Origin of the sequence: Bacillus sp. USDA818B3_A, assembly GCF_009928415.1 — a bacterium.
Lineage (GTDB): Bacteria > Bacillota > Bacilli > Bacillales > Cytobacillaceae > Neobacillus.
In genome coordinates, this window is record NZ_JAABNN010000005.1 from 166,095 (window position 1) to 186,540 (window position 20,446).

At 39.0% G+C, this 20,446-nt stretch carries 17 protein-coding genes; 2 read left to right on the forward strand and 15 right to left on the reverse strand.

All coding sequences use genetic code 11. The features are described 5' to 3' along the window. Window positions 1–10: 10 nt before the first annotated feature. The 3 genes from GXK58_RS12065 to GXK58_RS12075 all read right to left on the reverse strand — a co-directional run bounded on the left by GXK58_RS12065 (window position 11) and on the right by GXK58_RS12075 (window position 3,578). Window positions 11–895 (reverse strand): ABC transporter permease, encoded by an 885-nt coding sequence (locus GXK58_RS12065; protein ID WP_160723097.1) that lies wholly within the window; start codon window positions 893–895, stop codon window positions 11–13. A gap of 68 nt (window positions 896–963) precedes the next feature. Continuing rightward, window positions 964–1,902: an ABC transporter permease gene (locus tag GXK58_RS12070; protein WP_160723099.1), complete on the reverse strand. Its 939-nt coding sequence runs from the start codon at window positions 1,900–1,902 to the stop codon at window positions 964–966. A 20-nt stretch (window positions 1,903–1,922) separates the two neighbouring features. Next, window positions 1,923–3,578, reverse strand: coding sequence for an ABC transporter substrate-binding protein (locus GXK58_RS12075; protein WP_160723101.1), 1,656 nt, complete (start codon window positions 3,576–3,578; stop codon window positions 1,923–1,925). Window positions 3,579–4,643: 1,065 nt separating this feature from the next. Here GXK58_RS12075 and GXK58_RS12080 point away from each other — a divergent pair. Together GXK58_RS12080 and GXK58_RS12085 are read left to right on the forward strand one after the other, a co-directional pair. Continuing rightward, window positions 4,644–4,904, forward strand: a complete 261-nt coding sequence (locus GXK58_RS12080; protein WP_160723103.1) for a hypothetical protein — start codon at window positions 4,644–4,646, stop codon at window positions 4,902–4,904. Between the two features lie 34 nt (window positions 4,905–4,938). Then, window positions 4,939–5,286, forward strand: a complete 348-nt coding sequence (locus tag GXK58_RS12085; protein ID WP_160723105.1) for a c-type cytochrome — start codon at window positions 4,939–4,941, stop codon at window positions 5,284–5,286. A 110-nt stretch (window positions 5,287–5,396) separates the two neighbouring features. Here the strand turns inward: GXK58_RS12085 and fsa are convergent, their stop codons facing one another. From fsa to GXK58_RS12145, 12 genes are all read right to left on the reverse strand, one after another. Beyond that, on the reverse strand, window positions 5,397–6,059 hold the full coding sequence (fsa, locus tag GXK58_RS12090) for a fructose-6-phosphate aldolase (protein WP_160723107.1): 663 nt from the start codon (window positions 6,057–6,059) through the stop codon (window positions 5,397–5,399). A gap of 209 nt (window positions 6,060–6,268) precedes the next feature. Continuing rightward, complete coding sequence (rpiA, locus tag GXK58_RS12095) at window positions 6,269–6,940, reverse strand: ribose-5-phosphate isomerase RpiA (RefSeq protein ID WP_160723109.1); 672 nt, start codon at window positions 6,938–6,940, stop codon at window positions 6,269–6,271. Window positions 6,941–6,975: 35 nt separating this feature from the next. Then, a complete protein-coding gene (locus GXK58_RS12100) occupies window positions 6,976–7,125 on the reverse strand; it encodes a BA3454 family stress response protein (RefSeq protein WP_160723111.1) in 150 nt (49 codons plus the stop codon). Window positions 7,126–7,374: 249 nt separating this feature from the next. Further along, a complete protein-coding gene (locus GXK58_RS12105; protein WP_160723113.1) occupies window positions 7,375–8,949 on the reverse strand; it encodes a response regulator transcription factor in 1,575 nt (524 codons plus the stop codon). Then, window positions 8,942–10,735, reverse strand: coding sequence for a sensor histidine kinase (locus GXK58_RS12110; protein WP_160723115.1), 1,794 nt, complete (start codon window positions 10,733–10,735; stop codon window positions 8,942–8,944). Before GXK58_RS12110 ends, GXK58_RS12105 begins: the two co-directional genes overlap by 8 nt. Window positions 10,736–10,930: 195 nt before the next feature. Then, a complete protein-coding gene (gene yicI / locus GXK58_RS12115) occupies window positions 10,931–13,252 on the reverse strand; it encodes an alpha-xylosidase (RefSeq protein WP_160723117.1) in 2,322 nt (773 codons plus the stop codon). 67 nt (window positions 13,253–13,319) lie between these two features. Continuing rightward, a complete protein-coding gene (locus GXK58_RS12120; RefSeq protein ID WP_160723119.1) occupies window positions 13,320–14,978 on the reverse strand; it encodes an ABC transporter substrate-binding protein in 1,659 nt (552 codons plus the stop codon). A 58-nt stretch (window positions 14,979–15,036) separates the two neighbouring features. Beyond that, window positions 15,037–15,951, reverse strand: a complete 915-nt coding sequence (locus tag GXK58_RS12125) for a carbohydrate ABC transporter permease (protein WP_160723121.1) — start codon at window positions 15,949–15,951, stop codon at window positions 15,037–15,039. Window positions 15,952–15,967: 16 nt separating this feature from the next. After that, window positions 15,968–16,894, reverse strand: coding sequence for an ABC transporter permease (locus GXK58_RS12130; protein WP_442862472.1), 927 nt, complete (start codon window positions 16,892–16,894; stop codon window positions 15,968–15,970). 554 nt (window positions 16,895–17,448) lie between these two features. Continuing rightward, entirely contained in the window at window positions 17,449–17,739 is a 291-nt protein-coding gene (locus GXK58_RS12135) for a methyltransferase domain-containing protein (protein WP_160723125.1), read from the reverse strand. 16 nt (window positions 17,740–17,755) lie between these two features. Beyond that, entirely contained in the window at window positions 17,756–18,541 is a 786-nt protein-coding gene (locus GXK58_RS12140) for a hypothetical protein (protein ID WP_160723127.1), read from the reverse strand. A 289-nt stretch (window positions 18,542–18,830) separates the two neighbouring features. Further along, window positions 18,831–20,378, reverse strand: coding sequence for a malate:quinone oxidoreductase (locus tag GXK58_RS12145; RefSeq protein WP_160723129.1), 1,548 nt, complete (start codon window positions 20,376–20,378; stop codon window positions 18,831–18,833). Window positions 20,379–20,446: the final 68 nt, after the last annotated feature.

The following is a 20,446-nucleotide window of genomic DNA, read 5'->3' on the forward strand; positions in this document are numbered from 1 at the left end:
GACCCCTTTCCTATTTGGAAGATTTCATTTTCGGATCGAAGTAATCGCGAAGAACATCTCCCAGTAAATTAATCCCTAATATCGTGACAAACATGACCGCACCAGGAGCGAACAAATACCACGGGGCAAAGAACATATAATCCTTTCCTTGATTCACCATGGATCCCCAGCTGGGATCTGGCGGCTGCACCCCTAAACCAAGAAAGCTTAAACTGGATTCGGCTAGGATTGTGGTAGCCATCCCGAGTGTCATTAAAACAGCGATATTTCCGTAGCAGTTCGGGAGGATGTATCGAAATAGAATCCGGCCGACACTAGCACCCAGGGCATGACCGCCTTCCACAAATTCCCGCTCCTTTAAGGACATGGTCTGCGAGCGGACCAGCCGGCAGACTTCCGGCCAACTGACAATACCTAAGGCAAGGATAAGATTGAATATACTTGGTCCAAGTGCTGCCATGATTGCGATGGCGAACAATAGACCTGGGAAACTGAACATAATATTGGTTACCGCCATGATCACTTTATCTGTTTTCCCTCCAAAGTAACCCGAAATCAGTCCTAACATTGCACCGATGACAACAGACATCAATTGAACCGCAACGGCTATTAATAAAGATTTTTGTCCCCCATACAAGACCCGGGTAAATAAATCCCGGCCTAGATGATCGGTACCAAACCAGTGGGCTGCACTTGGCGCCTGCAATACCCGGGTCAGGTCATTGGTATTCGGATTATAGTTTGTTAAGAGGGGAGCACAAATGGTCCCCGCTAAGACAAGTCCAGCAATCCCAATGCCTATCATGGAAAATGAGAGTTTAATGGTTTTTTTCCTTGCTTTTTGCCGCGGAAAAGTGGACGTTTGCTCCAACACGTGTGTTTCAACAGTTTCCATTACAATCCTCTCCTCTGTGGAAAATCCTCCATCGTCCATTTACGAGGCAATGGAGGCCGTTTGCTTTTTTACGCTTCGACTTTAATTCTTGGATCAATCCAGCGACAGCAAAGGTCAGTCAACAAGTTAACTAGTAAAAATATCGTGGCGATAAAGACGACACAGCCTTGAACCGTCGGCAAGTCCCGCTGCAAAATGCTATCAATTAAAAGCCGGCCAATCCCTGGGAGTCCAAAGATCGTCTCCGTGATCACGGCCCCTGAAAGCAACAGTCCCATTTGAACACCAATAATCGTCATAATCGGCGGCAACGCATTTTTTAGCGCATGCAGGATGGTTATTCTTAACGATGAGATGCCCTTCGAATATGCTGTCGTGATATAATCATGTTTCAATACATCAATCATCGATGATCGGGTGATACGGGCGATGACCCCGCTCACTGCCAAACCAAGGGTCACAGCCGGGAGAATTAAGAATTTCAACTCCCCTGCTTGGTATCCGGAAGAAGGCAGAATCTTGAACTTAACAGCAAAGATGTACATTAAGATCAAACCTAAAAAGAAGGAAGGAATCGAAACACCTGAAACCGAGAAGGAACTTACAAGGGAATCTACCCATGTACCTCGTTTATAAGCACCGATGATACCAATCGCAATTCCTGTTATGATGGCCATCATTAAGCCTAAAACCGTAATACTCACCGTAACAGGAATACGCTCCAGCAATAACTCCGTAACCCCGCTCCGTGTTTGGTAAGAGGTTCCGAAATCCCCTACAATTGCACCTTTCAAAAAATTCAGATATTGAAGGGCAAGCGGGTCATTCAGACCCCACTCTTCCCTAATTTGTTCAATCACTTGCTTATCCAAGGCACCAGAACGGGCATCCATTAATTGTGCCACCGGGTCGCCGGGAATAATGTTCATTAAGATGAACACAATCAGCGTAATTGCGATCCAGATTGGAATGGCCTCAAGTAAGCGGCGAACCGTGTATCCCATCATAGCTGGCAGCTCCCTTCATTTTATTTTTGAGTTTCGTCGATCCACACCTTTGTCAGATCTTGATAGTCAATATCTGTTGGAACAGGCTGCAAGCCCTTTACCCATTTCTGATGGACAATAACTGCTTTATTGTAGTTAAAGAACCACCACGGGGCATCTTTCACAATCAAATCTTCCGCCTTTTGAAGGTCACTAATCATTTCCTTGTCATCAGTGGTCTCACTCGCTTGATCCAGTAACGTATCTACCTCTGTGTTCTTATAATGACTGGTATTTCCGGAAGCTCCATCATTTTTCGAGTGGAAATAGCGGCTTAAATATTCAACTGGATTGGTAGAACCCCCGTTTGAAGACATGGCCACTTCATAATCGCCGCTATTTAAGCGGTCTGTTAGTGCAGCAAAATCGACTTGCTCTGTCTTCACCTTTATTCCTACTTTTTCAAGATATCCACTTAATGCTTCAACAGCCGGTAAGCCAAAGGCTGGATGGGAAGTAGTTAAAATCGTTAAGGTAAATCCATTGCCATACCCTGCTTCTTCAAGTAGACTCTTTGCCTTTTTAGGATCATATTTATAGGTGCTGACCGCTTTGTTAAAGCCTTGGATGGAAGTTGGCAATACACCTTGAGCAGAATAGGCTTTGCCCTGGATAACAGAGTCAATAATCGTCTCACGGTCAATGGCATAGTTAATGGCTTGACGGACGCGAACATCTTGCCATGGTCCCTTTTTATCAAGATTGAATTTCATATTTCGGGTAAATAGTTCCGGTACTTCAACGATTTGAGATTTATAAGATGGATCGGTTGAATAACGCTTATATTGAGCATCACCTAAAACCATCATATCGATTTGTTTAGAAGCAAACGCATTGTCACGCGCCGTTTGGTCGGTCATAATCTTATAAACTACTTTTTCGAGGTATGGTTTACCAGCATAGTAGTCCTCGTTTGCGACTAAATCCACCTCACTGTCTCTTACCCATTTGGAGAACTTAAATGGCCCTGCACCGACAGGCTCCTGACCGAATTTCTCTCCTTTTTCCTCTACCACTTCTTTTGGCACAGCCCCTGTAAATGGTAAGGACATAATGGTTAAGAAAGTGTTATCAGGTTTTGATAGGGTAATTTCTAACTTACTAGAATCAACGACTTTAATTCCGGAAACTTCTTTGCTCGTTCCAGCCATAAATTCTTTGCTGCCCGCAATAACTGTTAAACTACCTGCATTAGGGGAAGCTGTATTTGGATTTAGAACACGTTCTAATGTGTATTTAAAATCTTCTGCCGTTACTTCGCGGCCGTTGTGGAATTTTACTCCCTTCCGTAAGGTAAAGGAATACACCTTGCCGTCTGAGCTAATATCCCAACTTTCAGCATTGGCCGGCAGGAATTTCCCCTCCACAGCATCGTAGCGGACAAGCGGTTCAAATATGTTCCATGTTATCATCGATGGGTTCGTGCCATGTGAGCGAATGGCCGGATCTAAGTTTTGCGGATCTCCATATATATTGGCTCTGACTAACGTCCCCCCGTATGTAGGCTTCCCTGAATCCTTTGCTGAAGTATTTTCTGTTGAACTTGTTGTACTAGAATTACTGCTGCAGGCACTAAGAACTAAAATCATTACAAGCATCGCTATTAGACTGTTAAAAATACTTCGTTTTCCTCTCATCATATGGCCCCCTTGTTTATTGAATTTATTTAATATTCAGATTTCAATAGGTAAAAAAATTTACCTTCCTTTACCCCACCCCCTTATTGGATCGATGATTAATATGAGCTTCCAACCAAACATGTTGGCAAGAAGGTAAAAACCTTAGTTGATCTTTTGCTGTTGCTCGAGAGTTAGTAACATTTCTTAGGAGTTAGAAAATAGTAAAGTGTATATTTTGAAATGGCATTCGTGATGAGAAGTGTCTTAGAAGTAGAATACAGTGATGATAGATAGGCTTATGTTAGATTTTTTAACATCTAGTAAGATTTTTGATGATTTCCCTTCCATCTCTTACATTCGATGTTAATTTAATACAAATTATATACTGCAATTTTTCATTCGTAAATAGATAAATCGCAAGAAAATGTTTTCTCAGTATCTATTTTCAAATGAAAACATTTACATTTTTTGATGAAAAACGTTTACTTTATAAGGTTTTGTCAGAAAAACTCACAATAAATTTATATTTTAAAATAATTAAATACTAGAGTGAAGATAAAATCACCTTTCCCAAACACTTGATATTTTGTGTGATATTTTATAACACGACTCATTTTCTAGGAATAAACGATGAACGTGCTTATAATTGGCATTTTAACGAATTAGTATAAGCAGGTACAAAAAAAACTGTGCTTTTTAGACACAGGATACCTAAGGCGTTGAAAGGTTAGTAATTGATCATGTGAATATTTCAATATACCATAGGGCTGATTTTGCTTTACTACCTCTTCTTTATTAAAAAAATTTTTGTGATTTGAGTAAAAAAATATAAAGAATTCAGAACTAACTGGGTGAATGTTCGGATTTAGCCATTGTTAGACTATTTCTAATCCAAGTTTAACCTTTCCAAAATTGGACAGGTTTCTATATTTTCCTTTCACTTTTTTTGACAAAATTTGTGTTAGTTCTTTTCGACTAAGTTTATGATTGAGGCACATATTAACAATAAATAAATGAAAAAGAAAAATTACATGGATATTAAATAATACTTTGTTTGAAAGAACCTTAAAACGGAGGTCAATCATGGACACTCATGTGAAATCTGAATTATCTTCATTAAGCGAGCTGCTCTTTTCAATCTTACTAACATCGACCATTGGTCTCTTTTGTTACAAATTTAGCGATCCCTTCCCTTGGCTTACATTCATCGGATTCCCATTGGGGATTGCCCTTATGGTTGCATGCTGGGAAGATAAAAAATATTCATGGAGCATTTTTATAACCGGTATATTATTTAGTGGTTTTGTTTGGTCGATCTTTTATAATTGGTCATCACTGCTGTAAATCATGATCTTTTTATGGACAAGGGGGTGTTAGCATGAAGAAAGTACGGATTACAATGATTGGTAATCTAATCCTTGCAGGATGTCTTGTGTTTTTACTATTTTTTTATGAAGGTCCTCAAAAACAAGCAACAAATCAAGTCGCAGATAAGGGCACCTCTTCAACCGATAAGGCAGAACAGATTGTAGGCAATAATTGCGTCACCTGTCATGGTCAAAACCTGCAAGGCGGAGCAGGTCCCAATTTAACAAAGATAGGCTCTAAGTATTCGCAAAGTGAAATCGAAAATATCATTAATCACGGGAAAAATGCTATGCCTGCAGGGGTCATCCCTCCTGAAAAAGCAAAAATTGTTTCAGAATGGCTTTCGCAGAAGAAATGACAACTAACTATAATGAATAAAAATATTTTTTTGCCTTAATAATCCACAGATGCCGGCTTAATAACGGTTAGGTTTTTTACCCTTACCTAGGAGATAAGGGTATTTTTAGTTTACAGCGTATTTTTCCAATCAGCGGCAAATTTTTCAATTCCTTGATCGGTCAATGGATGTTTAGATAATTGCTCAATGACTTTAAATGGAATAGTCGCAATATGAGCCCCTGCCATGGCCACACGTGTCACATGATCTGGATGGCGAACAGAAGCAGCAATGATTTGTGTATCCAATTTTTGAATACGGAACAATTCCGCAATTTTTGAAACAAGCTGTACGCCATCTTCATTGATATCATCTAAGCGGCCCAAGAATGGCGATACATACGTTGCTCCGGCACGTGCGGCCAAGAGAGCTTGGTTAACTGAGAAGATAAGGGTGACATTTGTCTTTACTCCCTTTTTAGTAAGGTAACGGCATGCCTCTAAGCCATCTAATGTCATAGGTAATTTAATGGTGATATTTTTATCCCCCCCATTAATTTTAATCAATTCATTAGCTTCTGCGATCATTTGGACCGCAGTTAAAGCATTTGGAGTTACTTCAGCCGATACAGACTCCACCTCAGGAACAGCTTTTAAGATTTCTGCGATCCGATCTTCAAATTTTACGCCTTCTTTTGCAACCAAAGATGGATTGGTAGTAACACCAGATAAAACGCCAATTTTGTAAGCTTTGTTTATTTCGTCTAAATTGGCAGTATCGATAAAAAATTTCATGCTTACTTCCTCCATTTGTATGAATGCCTTTATTTACTTGTTTTTGCTGCCGCATATCCACATGCGCGGCATAATCCATAATATTCCTGGCTGTTCAAAAGATTGAACGAGTTCTTTGGTTAAAGCCTGGTCATCTTTTTATTGTGTTCTATTTTTTCAACCCATTTTCATCTAATAAATTGGAAGGGTGTGGTACCTTTTCGACCATCCTAATGCCGTAAAAGGGTTTCAATTTCCTTATTTGCATTTAAGGTAATGACTATATCGGCCATTCCAATAAATAAGCCATTATCGACAACGCCGGGTATCATGTTCAAGTCTCTCTCCAAATCCCCAGGATGAATAATATCCGGGAAATTACAGTCGTATATATAATTCCCGTTATCTGTTCGATATGGAATCCCATCCTTTTTTCTTACTACCGGAGAGCCTCCGAGTTCTTGCAGATATTTTCTGGTCATTTCCATTCCAAAAGGTGTCACTTCAACTGGCAACGGGAACGCCCCTAACTTATTGACCATTTTGTGAGAGTCTGCCACAACAATAAAAGTTTTCGCTGCTTGCGCTATAATTTTCTCTCTTAATAGGGCACCGCCTCCACCTTTAATGAGGTTCAATTCAGGGCTGACTTCATCCGCACCATCGATCGCCACATCAAGTTGATCAATTTGATGAAAGGAAACTAAAGGGATGCCAAGTTCTTTTGCTAACTTCTCTGTTTGTAAAGAAGTGGGGATCCCTTTAACAGAGAGTCCTTGTTGGACTAATTCTCCTAATTTCAAAATGGTATAGTACACGGTTGAACCCGTTCCAAGACCAATGACCATCCCATCCTTTACAAACTCTGCCGCTTTTTCACCGACTTCTTTCTTCTCATTCAAGGCGTCATACTCCTTCCCATTTATATCAGGGGAATCTATATTGCCCTTTTTAAATTACCCCTTTGTTTCTTAATTTGTTCTTTTGCGATCTGCAATATTTGTTTTTCCGGGGTACCCTTCTCAACAATTACATTTGTTAAAAAGTTTTTCCCTTTATAATGAATTAATAAAGTCACTTCCTCCATTGTTTATCCCCCAATATATATATTTATCTAATAAACATTTAAGTAACCTAAATAACCCTAGGCTATTTTACGTACCCATGATACTCTCCCACTTTTTTACCGTCAAGAAATGTATCTCGACTTAGAGATTTTAGATAATAAAAATAAATCATACAATGAACGTAACTACAAAAAATGAAAAAAACCTATTGATTGTTTTCAACAGGTTTTAAGAGAGTATTTATTTCATTGTTTTAAAAAGCATAATTATCATGCATTTTCTGTTCTTCCCTTTTTTCTAAAGGTTGTTGGCGACATACCAATATATTTTTTAAACTTATTATGGAAATAATCAACATTAGCATATCCAACACTTTCTGCCACTTGATAAACTTTATTTCCTTGAGATAGCAAAGCTTTGGCATTTTCCATTCTAACCTTATCAAGGTATGTATTAAAATAATCCCCAGTGTAATTTTTAAATAGCTTTCCTAAATAGGCACTATTATAATTAAATAAATCCGCCAGGGTTTCTAGTTTTAAATTTTTATAATAATTACGATGAATAAAATCCACTAATTTTTTAATTTGAATCGTTTGGTCCCCCGCATCTAAATGATCTATAATTTTCCTTAAGATTTTATTGAGATAACAAATAAGTGAATATAAATTAGGTTGATGATGAATGTCGACCACAACACTTGTCGACACCTCCGTAATCACTTGCTGGAGGGCAGGTTTAGCAGCAGAACACTTGCTTAATAAATTCGTCACTAGCTGGATAAATCTTTTTCTAATTTCGTCTTCATTAAAATCTAGTTTGACCATTACCTGGGCTGCTTCTAGGAGCCTTTCCGCAACAGCCTCTTTGTCTGCAAGATCAATAGCATAATAGATTTTTTCAGAATAGAGGTGCAAGGGGAATTCATGGTGTAAAATCTCGATGTCAGTCAGTTGATGTTCCTTAATAAATAACTCTGAATTCTTTTTCAAGATACCATTTTCCATGTAAAAGAAGTGTTGGCCCAATAAAGTTTTTGCCTCATCAAACGCATGTTTAACCCCATAAATACTAAGAAACTCTTCACTTATGCCAGCAATGATACTTTCTTTACCGGCTGTTTTTGAGATAATCTCAAAAAGATTTTTTTGACTTTCTTCTGTTCTTAGAGATTCTTTTAACAAAATGCCTATATATGGCTCCGCAGTTGAAAATACGATTCCTTTTTCCGCTTCAACTACCGTCTCAAGCTTTTCTTTTAGAGAATTTAGAGGATTCGCCTCTAATTTGTTTCTAGTTTGTTCTTTTATTAAAACCAAAGTAAACTTTTTCCAATCAAGTTTAAGTTCTTCAATCTTTGATTTTACATCAGGATGTTCTGCTGCATCGTTTGTATTTAACAATATCTGGATCAGTTGATCTTTATGAAAAGATAAGTTGTGGCTTTGTAATTGCATGATTTCCTTCTTTGTGTCCATTTTCTCTTTTAAAGGACCTAATAATTCTATAAGCTCGTCTTCATCAATAGGCTTTAATAAATACCCTGTCACATGATTGCGGATGGCTTTTTGGGCATACTCAAAGTCAGCATAACCACTTAAAATAATAAAACGTATGTCAGCATTAGTCTGCCTAATCGTTTCAATTAATTGGATTCCGTCCATTCCCGGCATCCGAATATCAATAATCACTAAGTCAATGGAATGGGTTTTTAGTTTTTGAAGGGCATCATGCCCATCAACGGCTGTATCCACCACTTGAAAACCATGATCAGACCAAGGTATTAAGCTTGTTAATCCATCACGAATCAGTGGTTCATCATCAACAATTAAAACCCTATACATATTCGTTTCCCCCTATTGGTATGATGAACGAAACACACGTTCCTTTGCCTGCCTCACTCTCTATAACAAGCCCACTGGCCTTGCCAAAGGTCAAACATAATCTTTGATGAACATTCAGCAATCCAATTCTATTTTCCTTGCTGTCATCAATATGATTTAATGCTCTATGAATAGCCTCCCTTTTCTCCTCAGGAATTCCAGTGCCATTATCTTTTATTTGAACTTGTAGCTGGTTATCCAATACCCGGGTTATGACACTGATTTTTCCGCCTTTCCCCTTATCTTCTAATCCATGAATAACAGCGTTTTCTACTAAAGGCTGGATAATCAACGGGTGAATGAAAAGGCTCTCCGACAAGGGGTCTATGTCCAACTCATATTTAAGACGGTCTTCATACCGAAACCTTTGGATTTCTAAATAGGAAACGACCATTTCGATTTCTTTTTTTAAAGGTATCATTTCGGCTGAAACTTCAATACTTTTTCTCATTAGCTTTCCCAATTGCTTGACTACACTGGAAATTTCCTTTTCGCCTTTTAAATGGGCCTTCATACGAATGGATTCCAATGCATTAAACAAGAAATGTGGATTAATCTGGCTGGCCATCATTTTCAGCTTTATTTCCTGCTGCCTTTTTTCCAGAATATTCTTCTCTAAATGCATTTTCTCTAGCTCGGTAATGAGATCTTTAATATTTTTGACCATCCGATTCAACTGGTTAGCGAGCAGCCCAATCTCATCACTGCCCTCGACATGGATCACTTCATCTAAATTCCCCTCTGCAACCACATTTATTTGATTACTCAGGGTGACAATCCGATGAGATATCAAGCGGGAAAAGAGATAGATCAGGATGACAGCGATTACAAAACTAACAAAAATAACCATAACACCAAGAGTGACAAAGCGATTTGCATCAGCTAAAATCGTATCGTTAGGAATAACCGATACAAACTTGAGTTTATTTACACTTGTATCAGGAAACAACAAATCAACTACGATCTCTGATTGCTGTCCATTTACTTCGCCGCGAATGGAGTCCTTGGTTCCTGTAAGCTTTTGGTCCGTTTTAATGATATGATTCAGCTTTTTACCAATAAAACTTTTCCGGTTCGAGACCACCACATTATTGCTATCATCAACGATCATAATGGGTGAACTTTCCTGATTTAGGATTGTATTTAAATTATCTGTATTAACATCGATCACTAAAATGGTGCTTGTCTTATAATCAAAATAATTAATTTTCCGAACTAAGCTTAAAAACATGCGGCTTTTTTTGGTTTCATCTGGCATATAAAACCATCCATTCAGCCCATTTGCCTTGTCCGCTGCCTTATACCAAAAGGTATTCTTGATGGAGTCCTCAGCCGGCATAAACTCCCAATTATTCAGCATCGTGGGATTATCCACATATAATCGAATATTGGATAATTCATCAAAATTATTAAGCGATGTTTTGAACGCTGTATACTCCCGGTAGGCCTCCACTACTTGCTGTCTAGTGGAATACCTCGTATTTACAAGTTCTTTTAATTGTTGGTCGAGCGTTAGATTGTTGGCTACATAAATAGCTGATTCTAATGTTTCGGCTGTCCGTTTCTTTACCCTCTCAATATTGGCGGATGATTCACTAATGGCATCGTTTAATGCCTTTGTCCTAAGTTCATGTGTTAAATAAAATCCAACAATAAGCAACGGGATAATGACTGCGACAAAAAATGAAAACACCAGCTTTGAATGGATATTACGGTCATTAAATTTTTTAATAAAATATTTTAACAAAGGCTCACCGCCATGAGGAAGTATATGTAAATTTGTGATAAGTTTAATTATACACTAGATTGATAGAGTGTTGCAGATAGATTAAAAAACCTGCCGAAACAGGTCTTCTTTTGTAAGATTCTAGTATTAGAGGCAGTACCCAATTTTACGTCACGGGATAAAGAGTCCTCTCAAACCGAGAGGACTCTTTATTATTTATAGAGTAATAGTAAACTGATTTACTCCTCTTTCAGGTGTAATTTTGACACCCAGTTCAGTGGTTTCCACGGCTCCATCGGTAACCTCTAAAACTTCCTCCCTGCCACGAACGACTAGACTCCATGGTTTTCCAACGTTTCTATCTGTAGAAACAAATAGCTTGTTGCCTTCGCGGCTTATTGAAACCTCTAACTCTGCTTCAGCAGACAAATTCCGCACGGTGCAGTTTGCAGTTTTTCCATCCTCCAGATTAAATAAATGAAGGTTGACACCATCCGCATAATCATAATCAGGCTTGGAATTGACGCCGCCAAATGCGACAAGAGAATTTGGCCGTACATATAAAGGAAGACTAAAATAATCGTGTTCTTCTAGTCTCCAAGTACCGCCCTCTACCTGCTCATTTGATAATAAATGAGTCCATTTGCCTTCTGGCAAGTAGAAAGAAGCTTCCCCCTCTTCATTAAACACTGGGGCAACTAGTAAAGAGTCACCAAACATGTATTGTCTATCCAGCGTTTCAACAGCAGGATCCCTCGGAAACTCTAAAACCATCGCTCTCATCATTGGCAGACCCGTGACAGCAGACTCTGTGGCAGAATCAAAAATATAAGGCATGAGACCGCATTTTAATTTTGTAAAGAAACGGGCAACATCAGAGGCTTCTTCATCATATGCCCATGGCACACGGTAGGAGCTGCTGCCATGCAGACGGCTATGGCTCGAAAGCAATCCGAATGCCAGCCAGCGCTTAAAAAGATCGGTTGGCGCCGTACTTTCAAAACCGCCAATATCATGGCTCCAAAAACCAAAACCTGTCATTCCTAAGGAAAGACCTCCACGAATGCTCTCGGCCATTGACTCATAAGTGGCATCACAATCACCGCCCCAATGAACGGGGAACTGCTGCCCGCCCGCCGTAGCAGAACGCGCAAACAAGGTTGCTTCTCCCTCCCCTAACTGATCTTTTAACACCTCATGGACCACTTTGTTATAAAGGAAGGTATAGTAATTATGCATTTTTTCCGGGTCAGAACCATCGAAATAAACCACATCTGTAGGAATCCTCTCACCGAAATCTGTTTTAAAAGCATCTACCCCCATTTCCACCAATCGACGTAAATGACCGGCAAACCATTCACAAGCTTCAGGATTAGTGAAGTCGACTACTCCCATTCCCGGCTGCCACTTATCCCATTGCCAAACATCACCATTAGCTTTTTTCAATAGATAACTATTTTCTACAGCTTCATCAAAAAGAATCGACTCTTGGGCAATATATGGATTAATCCAGACACAAATCTTCAGCCCTTTATCTTTTAACCGCCGGAGCATCCCAGCAGGGTCTGGGAACATACTCTGATCCCATTCAAAGTCTGTCCAGTGAAGGGCCTCCATCCAGAAGCAATCATAGTGGAATACCGATAATGGAATATCCCGTTCACTCATACCTTCTACGAAACTATTAACCGTATTTTCATCATAATTGGTTGTAAAGGAGGTGGATAACCATAAACCGAAAGACCAAGCTGGCGGAAGGGCAGGTTTTCCTGTCAGACTAGTATAATGACTGATTACTTCTTTCAAATCGCTGCCGCCAATTATAATATAGTCCAGTGATTCACCTTTTACGCTGAATTGAACCTTTGACACCTTTTCCGAAGCGACTTCTAATGAAACATTTTCAGGCTGATTGATAAACACTCCATACCCTTTGTTTGATAGATAGAAAGGAATATTTTTATAGGATTGTTCCGAGCTGGTTCCGCCGTCTTTATTCCAAATATCAACTGATTGGCCATTCTTGATAAAGGAAGTGAATCGCTCCCCTAAACCGTAAATATATTCACCGACACCTAAATTCAGCTCTTCCCGCATATAAGTTGTTTTATTGGCATCTGTAATATGAGACATCGCTTTAAAGCCGCTGCCCGTCATTTTCTTTCCATTATATTGGTACTCGACTCCCCATGGACCCTGCTTTGATATCTTTGCACTAGTTTTACCGCTCGTAAAAATAATTTCTTGTTCTGTCTCCAAAATGGACACAGGTACCTGAGTCTCATATAATTCAAATTCAGGACCGCGCTTTTTTACACCCTTATGGTGATATAGCTTCACACGAATACAATCTTCTTTGGGGGAAGAAAACTCAACCGTTAGCAGCGGGGTATCCAATTGTCCGCCGCGGGCAGAGAGGTCCCTTGGTCCAACAAGAACTTTTAATCCATTATTTTGTCGACTGGCTTTGAAAAATTGTACACCAGATATTAACTCAAAGCCTTCACGTATTAGCCAGTTACCATCAGTAAATTTCATTATTCTTCACACACCTCGTTATATTTTTAAAGAGAGACCCAAAAATAATGGGTCTCCTTCGTCATGTTTATTTCCAGAGTTCCACTCTTTCTTTGATTAACTTTGTACGTTCTTTCTCAGCTTTTTCTACCCCGGCAGCATCTAATTCTTTAAGGAAAGTATCATAGACCTTATCGAACTGAGATGGTTTTGCAAGAATCGCTTCAGGAATACGCTTTTTCACAATATCGAGAGCTTTTTTCTCAATAAGAGCTAATTCCGAATCACTTGCGACTTGGATATTATAAGAGGCACCCCAAGGTTTGACAGAGAACTCTTCTGTTTTTGGATAAAGATCTCTCCACATTTCCACACCGTAGTTTTTCAATACGTCCTTCTCTACATCTGTGTAAGAATCTTTCACTTGTTCTGGAGAGGCAATTGTATACGTTTGGCCGCTTTCATCCGCTACTCCATCACCATAAGAAGGGGCCCAGCCTTTTAATACACCAATACCAGTCTTCTTCACATAGTTAGCATCGGTATTACGTTTTTGCATTTCATCTGCAGGGATCACACGTTTGCCATTTTCAACCTTATAGTTTTCACCCTCAATCCCCCAGTTTTGAAGGATCTGGCCTTCATCTGAAGCTAAGAAATCCAAGAATTTAATCGCAGCTACCGGATCTTTACAATCTTTTGTAATCCCGATTCCCCAGCCAGCTAAGTAACCGCTGCTTTGGAAGTTTGCATGTTTCATATCACCAGTAAGTGTTGCCGGGTACATACCAAACATTCTGTCCGCTTTCCCTTGTTCCTTTAATGCACGCTGGGCATCTGCAAACTCCCAGTCATCATCCGTAATAGAAAGGACACGGCCAGAAGATAGTTTCGCGATATATTGGTCATATTTTTGAACAAAGCTTTCAGGGTCAAGTAAGCCAATATCGTTCATATGGTTTAACCAGCGGAAATATTCTTTCTCGTCTGGACGTTTATAGTGCATAGTGGCTTTGTAGGTTTTAGGATCAATGTAGTATTCTCCATCATCAGATGCACCAGTTGCCCAGAAAGCAGGGTTCGTGGTGGAAATCATAATGCGCCAGTCATCTGCCAGTAAGGATAAACCAATGGTGTCTTGTCCATCAATTTTCGGATATTTCTCTTTGTAGGCTTTCACCGCATTCTCCACATCTTTTAATGTCTTGATTTGTGGATATCCAAGTTCTTTTACAACAGAGTTTTGAAGTCCCACCCCATGACCTGGGCTAAAATACTGTGTATCGATTGCACTTGTTGGTAAAATGTAAATGGATTTATCGTCATTGCTCCATTTTAAACGGCTGAAGTAGTCTCCATAAATTTTCTTAAGGTTCGGTGCATGTTTGTCTATTAAATCGGTAAGATCAATAAGGGCACCTGCTTCTACTAACGTTCCTGCACTGCCTTTTGGAAAAATTAAATCAGGATATTCACCACTAGCTACCATTAATGAAATCTTTTGTGTACCACCATTTACATCGAATTCTGGTTTGATGGTCACACCTGTTTTTTCTTTAATCAATTTACTTACCGGACTTTCCATATTGTCCCACTGGGAGTTAGGATCGGCACTAAATAAGGTCAGTTCCGTTAGCCCGTCTTTGTTTTTGCTTGCTGTTTTTTTGGATGTTTCTTTGCTGCACCCAGTGATGACCAGCATAAAAATGAGGACCGATAAAAAGATAAATCTACTAGTGCGCTTCATACTTTGCCTCCTACTATCATTTTTTGTTATTTTTAGAGATACTCTGTTAGTTAACTTCCTAGCTTTTAACTGCTCCGATCGTCATCCCCTGTACAAAATGTTTTTGAACGAAAGGATAGACAATTAAGATAGGAACAACGGTTACAATCGTAATCGCCATTTTAATAGATTCAGGGGAAACAAACTGAGCCATCTGGTCCTTGGTTAATCCCTTCATGGCATTTGGATCGGTTGCACCCATATTAGTATTTTGTAAGATTTTCATTAGTTCATATTGCAAGGTGGTTAAGGCTGGGTTTTGACTGTTAAATAAGTAGGTATCATACCAAGAATTCCATTGACCAACTGCTACAAACAGGGCAACTGTTGCAAGAACGGGCTTACAGAGCGGCATAATAATTTTCCAAAAGATCGTAAAATCATTGGCCCCATCAATTTTCGCCGATTCTTGCAGCGAATAAGGCAGTCCATCCATAAATGAACGAACGATAATAATATTAAAAGCGTTTACAATACCAGGAATAATATAAACCCAGTAGGTGTTAATCATCCCTAAATCCCTAATTAACATGTAGCCAGGAATAAGTCCGCCTGAAAAATACATGGTCAGAACAATAATGGTTGATATCACTTTACGTCCTTGAAAATCCGCTCTGCTTAAGGTAAACGCTACCATAGCCGATGATAAAACGCCAAGGATCGTTCCAATAACTGTCCGAGTAGCCGAGTTGATAAAACCTGTAATTAAATTATCATATTTAAAGATTTCACGGTAATTGTCTAATGTAAATTCCCTCGGCCAAATATGGATGCCGCCGCGAACAGTGTCGATAGAGTCGTTTAAGGAGATCGCCAGTACGTTTAAAAAGGGATAAACTGTCACGATCGCAATCACCGTTAGAAAAATAATATTTCCAATATCAAATAGCCGGTCGTATTTTTTTTGTCTGCCAAATGAAGCTGTCTTCGCCAAAGTACACACTCCCTCCTTACATCACACTTTGATTTGAAAAGCGCTTAAAGATTCCGTTGGCAATAAGCAGCAGGATAATACTAATCACTGAATTAAAGATTCCTATTGCGGTACCATAAGAGAAACGGCCTAGACCAATCCCGTAGTTTAATGCATACAGATCAAGCACCTCTGAATAATCAACTGTTAAAGAATTTCCTAATAAAAATTGCTTTTCAAAGCCGATACTGGTTAAATGGCCAATCGAGAGGATTAATAGAACTAAAACGGTTGGCCGAATTCCCGGTAAAGTGACATGCCAAATTTGTCTCCATCTTCCTGCTCCATCCACTTTGGCTGCTTCATATAATTGTGAATCGATTCCTGCAATTGCCGCTAAAAAGATAATGGCATTCCAGCCCATTTCCTTCCAAAGGTCAGATAACACTACAATTCCCCAGAAATACTCTCCTTTGGCCATAAATTGAACGGGTTTATCAATAATGCCCCAATTTACTAACAGCTCATTGACAACCCCGCCATCAATGGAAAGCATTTTCGTAATGATCCCGGCAACAACCACCCATGAAACAAAGTGTGGTAAATAGGTGATCGTTTGGACGGTTCTTTTAAAATAGGATAATCTTACTTCATTTAATAGAACAGCAAACATAATGGGAAACACAAAGCCAACAACTAATCCCAAGATACTCATCGCAAGGGTGTTACGAAGGACCAAGTAAAATCTCTCATCGGAGAATAGCTCTGCAAAGTGTTTGAACCCGACCCATTCTTGTTCTGAAAATGGAAGGGCCGGCTTATAATTTTGGAAAGCCATTGTCCAGCCCCATAGTGGCAGGTAATTAAAAATAATCACCAGAATGACAAAAGGGATGGACATCAGATATAAATATCTTTGCTGCAAAAAAACTTTCCAAAAGCTCCTTTTCTTACTTACTGGCATGATTGTATCTTTCGGGGATTCCATCACCAATGTATCCGCTTTCTTAAAAACTGGTTTCATTTGACCTCCTCCTTACTATTTGATTACATCTTATCGAATTTGAGAAATTCTTTAAACCTAACAAATTAACACAAAAATCATATAAAAATTTGATAAAACAATATGTAATTTACACATGAAACTAGTTAAAAGAGTATTAAAAAAGCACCATCCTCTCACATCAGATAGTGCCATAAAAGTTATTTTTTTTTCAGTTTATAAGAGAGTTAAAAATTGTTTAGATGAATGCTATTGTTTCTGACAAAAAAGGGTTTGACGTCCCACATCTTCATTTTCTTCAAAATAAAGTATTCTCCAGTCTGCAAATTCGCCCAACAATTCTTTAGGTTTGAGCTTATACTGATCTGAAACTCCTTGGCTCCCGTTTTTAGGTGAGAGATAGTAGGTCTCTATGAAAACATACCCACCCACTTTTAGACTTTTTTTTTGATATGAGGAAAAAGAGTACGGTCCAAGTAATAGGTCACTACAATGGTATCAAAGGATTGGTTATCTCAGCTCAATTGGTCGAGTTTGGTGAGGTCTGTTATTTTGGCATCAATTGGAAGGGTATTTTTTGCTGCCTGTTCCTTTAGATAACCAATTGCTACGTCCGAAATATCCAATGCTAGCACTTGATAATTCTTGTGAGCTAGAAACAAACTGTTACCACCGAGCCCGCAAGCTAGATCCAGAGCGATTCCACCTTTAAGATAAGGGGAAAGTCTCACTAATCTTGGATTCGCAACAGGTTCCTTAAGTTGTTTGATCCGTTCACTGTGTTTAGTATTCCATTTTAATTCCATATTCAAGATAACTTCCTTAAAAACCATTTTTAAATTCATCATAGTCTGCTTTAACGTAATTAAAAACTAAAGGGTTGCCGCCATGATCAGGGTGTGTCATGAGTAATAATTTTTTATATCTTGATAAAACTTCTTTCTCGCTCGCATTTTTAGATAACCCTAACTTCTTACGATGATCCAATGTTTGAGCAGACGCGGTAAAATGGACTTTTTCAGGCTCTCTTTTACCTTTAGAAAGTTTTTCTTTTAAGTATAACAATTCGCTCCGTAGCTCAATATTTTCTTTTAATACTTTTCTAGTTTCGCTTTGTAAATCATTTTTCTCCAGCTCGAGGTTGATGATTTGTTTTTGCAATTTATTTCTTAGTTGAGTTAAAGATTTCATTGAAGTCTTGTGCAGCTCTTCTAGTTCTTTGATATGGTCATCCTGGACTTTTATTTTTGCTTTTAACTCACGGATCAGTTTGTCCTGGTCAGAAGGCCGGCTTAATAACTGCTTAGGATTTTTTACATTTGACAGGTAATCGGCTAGCTGCTTCCCCTTCCCTACTTTTTGAATTTTACCTTCATACAGCCAGCGTTGAACGACTTGAATGCCCATACTAGCAGAAATACCAGCGTCCTCTAACAAATGAATCGCTTGATCCGTATCCTGTAAAATATATCCGGCGGGTTGTTGAAGCCCCAACTTACCATCAAATTTAATTTTTTTCTCACGCAGCCAGCGCCTAACGGTTTGCATACAAAGATCTTCCGAAAGTCCGGCGTCTTTTAAAAAATCAAAAGCTTGATCTGTATTCACATAGATCACCTTTCCACAATGCGTTTAGCAATGCCGATTCTACTTCATCTTGTTATGTATAAAGCTCTTACAAATAGATTACTATCATTCATCTTTTTATCTTATAGGAGTTAAGCTATAAAGTGAATGGCTAAAAAAGACTATTAGGACATTCTTCCTGTTTCTATGTTGCATTAATTAAGTTTACATAATAAGATAATTTACAACCAAATTGAATCGAAAAAAGAACCTTCAATCGATAATAGATCAAAGGTTCCACGTTTTTATTTTTATCTTCCTTAAAGATTAATTAATTAAAAATTAGCTCTTTTTCAGTTTCAGGAAGTGCTTCTTCTGATGAGTAGACATGTTCTTTCTCGACTAGACCAAGTGTTTCGGCTGTTGAGGTGTGAAGTTCTTGGAAAAGCTCTGGGTTTTCCACTAAGGAAATGCCATAAGAAGGAATCATTTCTTTTATTTTCGGCTCCCACTCTTTCATCTGCTGCGGGAAGCATTTCTCTAGTACCTCCAGCATGACATGAACGGCAGTAGAAGCACCTGGAGAAGCACCGAGTAAAGCAGCAACCGAGCCATCAGAAGCGCTGACCACTTCTGTACCGAATTGAAGTGTTCCCTTACCGCCGGTCTCCGTATCTTTAATGACTTGGACACGCTGGCCTGCTACCACAATATCCCAATCCTCGCTTTTTGCATTTGGAATAAACTCACGTAATTCTTCGATACGCTTCTCATGTGATAACATCACTTGCTGAATCAAATATTTGGTTAGAGACATCTCTTTTACGCCTGCAGCCAGCATCGTTAATAAATTATTCGGTTTTACGGAACCGATTAGATCAAAGTTTGAGCCTGTTTTTAAGAATTTTGGTGAGAATCCGGCAAACGGTCCAAACAGTAATGATTTTTTGTTGTCAATAAATCTAGTATCAAGATGCGGAACAGACATTGGCGGCGCACCAACCTTTGCCTTACCGTACACTTTTGCGTGATGCTTCTCGACCACTTCCGGCTTATTGCATACTAAAAATAGTCCGCTAACTGGGAATCCTCCGATATGCTTCGATTCAGGAATACCCGTTTTTTGGAGTAAAGGCAGACTTCCGCCCCCACCGCCGATAAAAACAAATTTAGCCGTATGGTATTCTATTTTTCCACTATTGATATCATGCACTTTCACTTCCCACAAGCCGTCGCTTGTCCGTTTAAGGTCTTCTACACTATGTCGATAGTTAATCTCAACGTTTTCCCGCTTTAAGTGGTCAAACAATAAACGAGTTAATGCACCAAAGTTTACATCCGTACCAAAATCCGTTTTGGTTGCAGCAATCGGTTCATTCGATGTCCGGCCTTCCATAATAAGCGGAATCCATTCCTTCAGTTTGTCATGGTCATCGGAATACTCCATCCCTTGGAACAATGGATTTTTTGACAGTGCTTCAAAGCGTTTCTTCAAAAAAGATACATTCTTTTCACCTTGCACCAAACTCATATGAGGGATTGGCATGATAAATTCATGCGGATTACTGATCAAACCGCTGTTCACTAAATAAGCCCAAAACTGTCTGGAAAGCTGAAACTGTTCATTAATATTAATCGCTTTCTTAATGTCTATCGATCCATCAGATTTTTCGGATGTATAATTAAGTTCGCACAATGCAGCATGACCCGTTCCCGCATTATTCCATTCGTTTGAGCTTTCTTCTCCCGCGCTCTCAAGTTTCTCGAAAACTTTGATATCCCAATTAGGTGCTAATTCTTTCAGTAAAGATCCCAAGGTAGCGCTCATGACTCCGGCGCCAATTAAAATAACATCTGTTTTATTCGGCATGTTGCTCATTTTAACTTCCCCATCCCCTATTTTGCAAATAAGACTAACGTGTCCTGCTTAGGTGTTATAAATCCAAG

Bases quoted from the DNA above. Each gene is read 5' to 3' on its own strand.
- GXK58_RS12080 (WP_160723103.1), top strand. From the start codon at position 4,644: ATGGACACTCATGTGAAATCTGAATTATCTTCATTAAGCGAGCTGCTC.
- GXK58_RS12085 (WP_160723105.1), top strand. From the start codon at position 4,939: ATGAAGAAAGTACGGATTACAATGATTGGTAATCTAATCCTTGCAGGA.
- GXK58_RS12075 (WP_160723101.1), bottom strand. From the start codon at position 3,578: ATGAGAGGAAAACGAAGTATTTTTAACAGTCTAATAGCGATGCTTGTA.
- GXK58_RS12065 (WP_160723097.1), bottom strand. From the start codon at position 895: ATGGAAACTGTTGAAACACACGTGTTGGAGCAAACGTCCACTTTTCCG.
- yicI (WP_160723117.1), bottom strand. From the start codon at position 13,252: ATGAAATTTACTGATGGTAACTGGCTAATACGTGAAGGCTTTGAGTTA.
- GXK58_RS12070 (WP_160723099.1), bottom strand. From the start codon at position 1,902: ATGATGGGATACACGGTTCGCCGCTTACTTGAGGCCATTCCAATCTGG.
- GXK58_RS12105 (WP_160723113.1), bottom strand. From the start codon at position 8,949: ATGTATAGGGTTTTAATTGTTGATGATGAACCACTGATTCGTGATGGA.
- GXK58_RS12130 (WP_442862472.1), bottom strand. From the start codon at position 16,894: ATGCCAGTAAGTAAGAAAAGGAGCTTTTGGAAAGTTTTTTTGCAGCAA.
- GXK58_RS12120 (WP_160723119.1), bottom strand. From the start codon at position 14,978: ATGAAGCGCACTAGTAGATTTATCTTTTTATCGGTCCTCATTTTTATG.
- GXK58_RS12135 (WP_160723125.1), bottom strand. From the start codon at position 17,739: ATGGAATTAAAATGGAATACTAAACACAGTGAACGGATCAAACAACTT.
- GXK58_RS12100 (WP_160723111.1), bottom strand. From the start codon at position 7,125: ATGGAGGAAGTGACTTTATTAATTCATTATAAAGGGAAAAACTTTTTA.
- GXK58_RS12145 (WP_160723129.1), bottom strand. From the start codon at position 20,378: ATGAGCAACATGCCGAATAAAACAGATGTTATTTTAATTGGCGCCGGA.
- fsa (WP_160723107.1), bottom strand. From the start codon at position 6,059: ATGAAATTTTTTATCGATACTGCCAATTTAGACGAAATAAACAAAGCT.